5 protein-coding genes are annotated in these 8,404 nt (G+C 70.6%); 3 read left to right on the forward strand and 2 right to left on the reverse strand.

Features of this window, described 5'->3' with window-relative positions; genetic code table 11:
• The first annotated feature begins 120 nt into the window (after positions 1–120).
• From VGB24_RS18095 to VGB24_RS18105, 3 genes are all read left to right on the forward strand, one after another.
• A complete protein-coding gene (locus VGB24_RS18095) occupies positions 121–4,974 on the forward strand; it encodes an NAD-glutamate dehydrogenase (protein WP_331074354.1) in 4,854 nt (1,617 codons plus the stop codon).
• A 136-nt stretch (positions 4,975–5,110) separates the two neighbouring features.
• A complete protein-coding gene (locus VGB24_RS18100; protein WP_331074355.1) occupies positions 5,111–6,508 on the forward strand; it encodes an NAD-dependent succinate-semialdehyde dehydrogenase in 1,398 nt (465 codons plus the stop codon).
• A gap of 1 nt (position 6,509) precedes the next feature.
• Entirely contained in the window at positions 6,510–6,986 is a 477-nt protein-coding gene (locus VGB24_RS18105; RefSeq protein ID WP_331074356.1) for an AAA family ATPase, read from the forward strand.
• A 21-nt stretch (positions 6,987–7,007) separates the two neighbouring features.
• Here VGB24_RS18105 and VGB24_RS18110 read toward each other — a convergent pair whose 3' ends face one another.
• Together VGB24_RS18110 and VGB24_RS18115 are read right to left on the reverse strand one after the other, a co-directional pair.
• Positions 7,008–7,601, reverse strand: a complete 594-nt coding sequence (locus tag VGB24_RS18110; protein ID WP_331074357.1) for a Uma2 family endonuclease — start codon at positions 7,599–7,601, stop codon at positions 7,008–7,010.
• Positions 7,602–7,812: 211 nt separating this feature from the next.
• On the reverse strand, positions 7,813–8,404 hold a 592-nt coding region (locus VGB24_RS18115; protein WP_331074358.1), incomplete at its 5' end, for a flavodoxin-dependent (E)-4-hydroxy-3-methylbut-2-enyl-diphosphate synthase.

Raw genomic sequence — 8,404 nt, forward strand, 5'->3', positions numbered from 1 at the left:
TCCGGCGGTGCTACACAAGGGTTTGAGGGGCGCGTGCGTGCCAAACGGAGGCGCGCCGGTTACATTGGCCTCCGTCGGCCCAACACCCGGAAACACACCTGCACGAGCCTGCTGTCGTACATGAGCGAACAGACCTCGACGTCCGCCCGCGCGGTGACGGTGGACGAGCTTTGCGAACACCTGTCGGCCCTGCGCCGCCCCGACGGCGAGCAGCTGTGCCGCTTCGCCCGCCTGTTCTTCGCCAAGGTGCCGCGCCAGCTGCTGGAAGAGCGCGGCACCGCCCAGCTGGCGGCGCTCACGCTGGGCGCGTGGGAGTTCCTGCGCGGCGCCCGCCCGGACCAGGTGAACGTGCAGGTGGTGGACCCCGAGGACGAGGGGTGGAGCGCGCCCGTCACCGTCATCCGGGCCGAGGTGGGCGACCGCCCCTTCATCGTCGACACGGTGCGCGAGTACCTGGCCGCCGAGGGGCTTCACATCCACCAGTACGTGTATCCCGTGATTCCCGTGCGCCGCGGCCCCGCGGGCGAGATCGTGGCCGTGGGCGACGAGGCGGGCGAGGGCGCGTCGCTGGAGGCGCTGACCCACTGCGAGGTGGCGCGGGTGACGGACCCCGCGCAGCGCACCGGCGTGGCCGAGGGCATCCGCCAGCGCCTGGCCGACGTGGTCGATGCCACCAGCGACTTCCCGGCGATGACGCGGGTGCTGGAGCACGAGGCCCGGGTGGTGGAGGAGTACGCGGCCCGCTTTCCGGACCGGGCCGAGGAGTTCGCCGAGGAGGCCGCGTTCCTCCGCTGGCTGGGGCTGGGCAACTTCGTGTTCCTGGGCTTCCGCGAGTACGCCATCGAGGGCGAGGGCGACGCGGCCTCCGTGGCGGTGCGCGACGGGTCGGGCTTGGGCATCCTGCGCGACCCCTCGTCGTCGTCGTACGCCGCCCCGGTGCGGGTGAGCGACATGCCCGCGGGGCTGCGCGAGCGGCTGCTGGGCGGGCCCACGCTGATGGTGGCCAAGAGCAACGCCGAGTCCACGGTGCACCGCCGCGCGCGGATGGACTACGTGGGGGTGAAGGTGCTCGACGACGCGGGGCACGTGCGGGGCGAGCGGCGCTTCCTGGGCCTGTTCACCTCGCAGGCGTACGGCAGCACCGTGGCCGAGGTGCCGCTGCTGCGCGGCAAGCTCGACCGGCTGCTGGCCGCCTCGGGCTCGCGCCCGGGCGGGCACGACTACAAGGAGATCGTTTCCATCGTCGACGCGCTCCCCAAGGACGAGCTGTTCGAGGCGACGGAAGAGGAGCTTCGCGCGCAGGTACAGGCCTCGCTGGCCGCCCTGTTCACCGAGGGCGTGCGCGTGGTGGTGCGCGCCAACCCGGTGCGCGACGAGGCGGCGGTGCTGGTGATCCTGCCCGGCGGCCGCTTCAGCGCCGAGGTGCGGCGCGCCATCGGGCAGCTGCTGGCCGACCGGCTGGGCGGGCAGGTGGTGAACCACTACCTGCGCATGGCGGCGGGCGACCAGGCCCGCATCCACTACTACCTGACCACCGCCCCCGGCGCCGCGCTCCCCGACCCGCGCGAGGTGGAGCGCGAGGTGGCCGGGCTGCTGCGGTCGTGGCAGGAGCTGCTGTCGGACGCCCTGCGGGGCGCCGGGGTGGAAGACGCCGAGGTCGAGGCGCTGGCGGCCACCTACGGGGCGGCGTTCAGCCCCGAGTACCGCGCGGCCAACATCCCGCAGACGGCGCTTCACGACGTGCTTCACCTGGAGGCGCTGCGCCGGCGCGGCGAAGCGGTGGCGCTGCAGCTTCGCCAGCCCCTGCCCGGCGAGCCGGCGCCGCAGGGCTCGTCGATCCTCAAGCTGTACCTTTCCGGCGAGCGGCTGGTGCTATCCGACTTCATGCCCATCCTGGAAGATGCGCGGCTGCGGGTGCTGGAGGTGGACACCCTCCAGGTGCGCGCGGCCGGCGCCCCGGACCGGATGATCTACTCCTTCGCCGTGCAGACGCGCGAGGGCGTGCCCATCCCCGACGACGTCACCCCCCTGCTGGCCGAGTCGCTGCTGGCCGTGCGCGCGGGCGACGCGGTGGAAGACCCCTTCAACGGGCTGGTGCTGGCGGCCGGCCTGCGCTGGCGCGAGGCCGACCTGCTGCGCGCGTACGCCGAGTACGCCTTCCAGGTGGGGGCCATCCCCTCGCGCATCGCCGTGGCGCGCGCCCTGGCGGCCCACCCCGCGGTGACGCGCGGACTGGTGCAGCTGTTCCACGCGCGCTTCGCGGGCCAGGGGGGCGACGAGGCGCCGGCGCGGGCCAGCCTGGCGGCCGAGATGGAAAAGGTGAGCTCGCTGGCCGACGACCGCGCCCTGCGCCGGCTGCTGGCGCTGATCGGCGGCACCGTGCGCACCAACTACTTCCGCGGGGGCGGCGCCGACCCCACGGCCCGCAGCGGAGGCGTGCCCTACGTCTCGTTCAAGGTGCGCTCGGCCGACGTGGACGAGCTGAAGAAGACGCGGCTGCTGTACGAGGTGTTCGTCCATTCGTCGCGCATGGAGGGCGTGCACCTGCGCGGCGCGCCCGTGGCCCGCGGCGGCATCCGCTGGAGCGACCGGCCAGACGACTTCCGCACCGAGATCCTGGGGCTGGTCACCACGCAGGTGATCAAGAACGCGGTGATCGTTCCCAGCGGCTCCAAGGGCGGCTTCATCACCCGGCGGCGCCTGGCCGACCGCGACGCCATGGGCGAAGAGGCAAAGGAGCAGTACCGCACCCTGATGCGCGGGCTGCTGGACATCACCGACAACCTGGTGGGGGGCACCGTGGTGCCGCCGCAGGGCGTGGTGCGGCACGACGGCGACGACCCGTACCTGGTCGTCGCGGCCGACAAGGGAACGGCGCACCTGTCGGACGTGGCCAACGCCGTCTCGGCCGAGTACGGCTTCTGGATGGGCGACGCCTTCGCCTCGGGCGGGAGCAACGGGTACGACCACAAGAAGGAGGGGATCACCGCGCGCGGCGGATGGGAGTGCGTCAAGCGGCACTTCCGCGAGATGGGCAAGGACATCCAGAAGGAGCCCTTCACCGTGGCGGGCGTGGGCGACATGAGCGGCGACGTGTTCGGCAACGGCATGCTGCTCTCCAGGCAGATCCGCCTGCTGGCCGCCTTCGACCACCGGCACATCTTCATCGATCCCACGCCCGACCCGGCCGTGAGCTTCGAGGAGCGGCAGCGCATCTTCGACCTGCCCCGCTCGTCGTGGGAGGACTACGACCGCGCCAAGCTTTCACCGGGCGCGCTGATCGTGCCGCGCGGCAGCAAGGAGGTGGAGCTTACGCCGGAGGCCCGCGCCGCCCTGGGCTTAAGCGACGAGGTGGCGACGCTGGACGGCGAGGCGCTGATCCGCGCGGTGCTCACGGCGCCGGTGGAGCTGCTGTGGAACGGCGGCATCGGCACCTACGTGAAGGACCGCGAGGAAACCCACGCCGAGGTGGGCGACCCCACGAACGACCCGGTGCGCGTGGACGCCGACGTGCTCCGCTGCAAGGTGATCGGCGAGGGGGGCAACCTGGGGCTCACCCAGCGGGCGCGCATCACCTTCAACCTGCGGGGCGGGCGGCTGAACACCGACGCGCTCGACAACTCGGCGGGCGTGGACATGAGCGACCACGAGGTGAACCTCAAGATCCTGCTCAACGGGCTGGTGGCGGACGGGTCGCTTTCCGAGGAGCAGCGCAACGAGACGCTGCGGGCGATGACGGACCAGGTGTCGGAGCTGGTGCTGCGCGACAACGTCAGCCAGTCGCTGGCGGTGTCGCTGGACCAGCGCCGGTCGAAGGAGGCGCTGGACGACTTCGCCGCGCTGATCGCGGCGCAGGAGCGCGAGCGGCTGCTGAACCGCGAGGCCGAGGGCATTCCCACCCCCGACGAGATCGCCGAGCGCCGGGCGGAAAAGATCGGGCTGACGCGGCCCACGCTGTCGGTGCTGCTGGCGCACGCCAAGATGGCGGCCAAGATGCAGCTGCTGGACAGCACCGTGCCCGACGACCCGGCCACGGAGTCGTACCTGGTGAACTACTTCCCCCCGCTGGCGGTGGAGACGGCGGGGCTGGACCGCCTGCGCACGCACCGGCTGCGTCGCGAGATCGTCACCACGCAGATGGTGAACGACCTGGTGGACCTGATGGGCTCGTCGTTCCTTCACCGCACCTCGCGCGACACGGGGCACTCCATTCCCGAGGTGGTGCGGGCGTGGCTGGTCGCCAGCCGCATCAGCGGCACCCCCGAGGTGCGGGCGGACCTGGCCGGCGCCGAGGGGCGCTACGACGTGGAGGTGGTGTACGGCTGGCTGCTGGGGCTGGGGCTGGTGCTGGAAACGACCACCCACTGGATCCTGGCCAACGTGGCGCCGGGCGCCGCGACCGACGCGCTGATCGAGGATGCGCGGAGCGCGTTGAGCGCGCTGCGGGGGAATTTCGCCAAGGTGGTCAGCGGCGAGGACCGGGCGCTCTTCCTCACGCAGCTGGGCGCCATGCAGGACCTGGGGGTGGAGCGCGGCCTGGCGGAGCGGCTGATCACCCTGCGCTTCCTGCCGCAGCTGCTGGAGATCGTGGAGGTGTCGCGGCGCGGGCAGACCGACGAGCTGCGGGCGGCCAAGGCCTTCTACGCGGTGTCGGAGCACTTCGCCACGGCGCGCCTGCGCCATGCGGTGCAGCAGGCGGCCGGGCGCGACCCGTGGGAGCGCCGCTTCGCCCAGGCCCTGGGCGACGACGTGCAGCGGGCGCAGCGCGCGCTCGTGACGGGCTTGCTGGCGCGCGCGGGCGAGGCGGCTCCCGCGGCGGCGCTTGGCCAGTTGGAGGCCGCGAATCCGCGGGGCGTGCGCGCCTACCGCGACCTGCTTGCCGAGCTGCGCGTGGGCAACTGCCCGCTTTCCGCGTATGCCCTGGCCGTGCACCAGCTGCGCGAAGTGGCCGGGGCCGCGGTGGCCGGCGACTAAAAGAACGTTTCACGCAGAGGCCGCAGAGGGAACGGAGAGGACGCAGAGAGCCAGCGCGGTTCTCTGCGTCCTCTCTGTCTTCTCTGCGTCCTCTGCGTGAAACTCGCGGAGTTGTAGATCGAACGGAGGCTGGGAAATGGCGATCGCGAGCATCAACCCGGCAACGGGCGAAACGCTGAAGACCTTCGACGCGCTGACGCGGGAGGAGATCGAACGGAAGCTGGCGCGCGCCGAGCAGGCCTTCCGCACGCACCGGCGCACGTCAATGAGCGAGCGCGCGGAGCGGATGGCGCGCGCGGCCGAGGTGCTGGAAGGCGAGAAGGACCGCTTTGCCCGGCTGATGACCACGGAGATGGGGAAGCCCCTCGCTGCCGCCGTCGCGGAGGTGGAGAAGTGCGCCTGGGTGTGCCGCCACTACGCGGAGCACGCCGCAGAGATGCTGGCGCGCCGCCCCGTGGACGTCGGCGAAGCGCGCGCCGAGATCCACTTCCTGCCGCTGGGCGCCGTGCTCGCGATCATGCCGTGGAACTTCCCGTTCTGGCAGGTCTTCCGCTTCGCCGCGCCGGGGCTGATGGCCGGCAACGTGGGCCTGCTGAAGCACGCCTCCAACGTGCCCCAGTGCGCGCTCGCCATCGAGGAGGTGTTCCGGCGCGCGGGCTTCGACGAGGGCGTGTTCACCACGCTCCTCGTCGGCTCCGACGCGGTCGGCGGCCTGCTGGACGATCCCCGCGTCGCCGCGGCCACGCTCACCGGCAGCACCCCGGCGGGGAGCAGCGTCGCCGAGCGCGCGGGACGCAACCTGAAGAAGACCGTGCTGGAGCTGGGCGGCAGCGACGCCTTCGTGGTCATGCCCAGCGCCGACCTCGACGCGGCGGCGAAGACGGCGGCCAAGGCGCGCTGCATCAACAACGGCCAGTCGTGCATCGCCGCCAAGCGCTTCATCGTCCACGAGGCAGTCGCGGACGAGTTCGAGCGCCGCTTCGTCCACGCGATGGAGGCGCTGAAGGTGGGCGATCCCATGGACGCGGGCACGGACGTGGGCCCGCTCGCGACGCAATCCATCCGCGACGAGGTGGCCGGCCAGGTGCGCGCCGCCGTCGCTGCAGGTGCGCGCGTGCTCACCGGCGGGCAGCCGATGGATGGCCCCGGCTTCTTCTATCCGCCAACCATCCTGACCGACATCCCACGCGAGGCGCCGGCGTACCACGAGGAGGTGTTCGGCCCCGTGGCGCTGCTCTTCCGCGTGCCGGACGTGGACGCGGCGATCGCGATGTCCAACGACTCGCCCTTCGGCCTGGGGAGCAGCGTGTGGACGCGGGACGACGGCGAGCGCGCCCGCTTCATCGCCGAGATCGAGGCGGGGATGACGTACGTGAACGCGATGGTCGCATCCGATCCGCGGCTGCCGTTCGGCGGGGTCAAACAGTCGGGCTACGGGCGCGAGCTGGCCGAGTTCGGCATCCACGAGTTCGTGAACATCAAGTCCGTGTGGATGCAGGAAACCGCGCCCGGCGACCTCCCGGCGGCCGAGTAGCATGGAGGCCGTGATCCTGGTGGGGATCCAGGCGTCGGGGAAGTCGACGTTCTACAAGCAGCGCTTCTTCGATACGCACGTCCGCATCAGCCGCGACCTGCTGCGGACGAAGAACCGCGAATCGCTGCTGATGGACGCCTGCATCCGCGCGCAGCAGCCGTTCGTCATCGACAACACCAATCCGCTGGCCGAAGAGAGAGCGCGCTACATCCTCCCCGCCCGTGCGGCGCGCTTCCGCGTGGTCTGCTACTTCTTCCGCACCGAGACCCGAGCCGCCATCGCGCGCAACGCCAAGCGCGAGGGCAGGGCCAGGATCCCCATCCCCGGCATCCTGGGCACCTACAAGAAGCTCGAGGAGCCCCGCCCCGAAGAGGGCTTCGACGAGATCTACCTCGTCACCCTCACGCCCGAGAACGAGTTCACGGTGGAGCAGGCTTTCCCCACGTCGGCGGAAGCACCAGGCGAAGCAACGGCGTGAATCACAATCGCCGCGGCGCGCCTACTCCACCCGTACGGCGTCCTGGCCGGCAACGTCCAGTCGCGCATAGATCTCTCGCACCGGGATCTGGCACCCGACCGACTCCAGGACGAGCGTGGCACCGGGATCCGTGATCTCCGTCAGGGTCCACACGTCTCCCTGCCGCCGGTACTGCTCGATAGACACGCGGTCCTGGGCGATCAACAGGTACTCGACCAGCGTGTCGATCTTGCGGTAGTGAGAGGACTTGTCCCCGCGGTCGTAGGATTGAGTGCTGCGCGAAAGCACCTCGACCACCAGGGACGGGTTCAGGAGGATGTCGACCTCCGCGTCCTCGAAGCTCGGCTCGCCGCAGACCGCCACCAGGTCGGGGTACACGTAGCGCGTGGACGGCTTGATCTTTACCCGCATGTCGTTGGAGTACGACTCGCAGGGCCGTCCTTCGAAGCAGTTGCCAAGGAAGCGGGAAAGATTCCACACGATGATGTTATGAGGGCGCGAGCCGCCCGTCATCGCGACGATCTCGCCGTCGATGTACTCGCTTTTGAACTCGGCCAGGCGATCGATGGCCAGGTACTCCTCGGGCGTGTAGCGGTTCAGGGCTGCAGTCGACATTGGTCCTCTCCGTTCAGGTTGCTCGGAGTGTAGGGACACGGCCAGAAAACCCGCAAGCTTCTTCACGTTTTTGCGATACGAATGCGCCGCCTAAGGTTTCGGGTGTCGCGCCTGTGGCGGAAGCTGAATGGATTTGCGAACGAAAACGGAGGGCAACGAGGAAGTTCCTCGCGCCCTCCGTGCCCTCCGTTGTGAAACCTTCTTTTGCCCGTCAGACTCCGACGGCTTCGCGCTCGCCCGCCGGATAGTGCGACGTCACGTAGTCGTCCAGGATGCGCTTGAACTCGTCGGCGATGTGGTCGCCCTTGAGCGTGATGAAGTGCTCGCCGTCCACGTACACGGGCGCCTTGGGCTCTTCGAAGGTGCCGGGGAGCGAGATGCCCAGGTTGGCGTGCTTGCTCTCGCCCGGGCCGTTCACCACGCAGCCCATCACCGCCACCTTCATCTCCACCACGCCCGGGTGCGTCTCCTTCCAGACGGGCATCTGCTCGCGCAGGTACGTCTGGATGTCCTCGGCCATGTGCTGGAAGAAGGTGGACGTCGTGCGCCCGCACCCGGGGCACGCGGTCACCTGCGGCGCGAAGCTGCGCAGCCCCAGCGACTGCAGGATCTGCTGCGCGACCTGCACCTCCTCGGTGCGGTCGCCGTTGGGCTTGGGCGTGAGCGATACCCGGATCGTGTCGCCGATCCCCTCGGCCAGCAGGATCGAGAGGCCGGCCGTGCTCGCAACGATGCCCTTGGTGCCGAGCCCCGCCTCGGTGAGGCCGAGGTGGAGCGGGTAGTCGCAGCGCGCGGCGAGGCGG

It is taken from the genome of Longimicrobium sp., assembly GCF_036399935.1.
Taxonomy (GTDB): domain Bacteria; phylum Gemmatimonadota; class Gemmatimonadetes; order Longimicrobiales; family Longimicrobiaceae; genus Longimicrobium.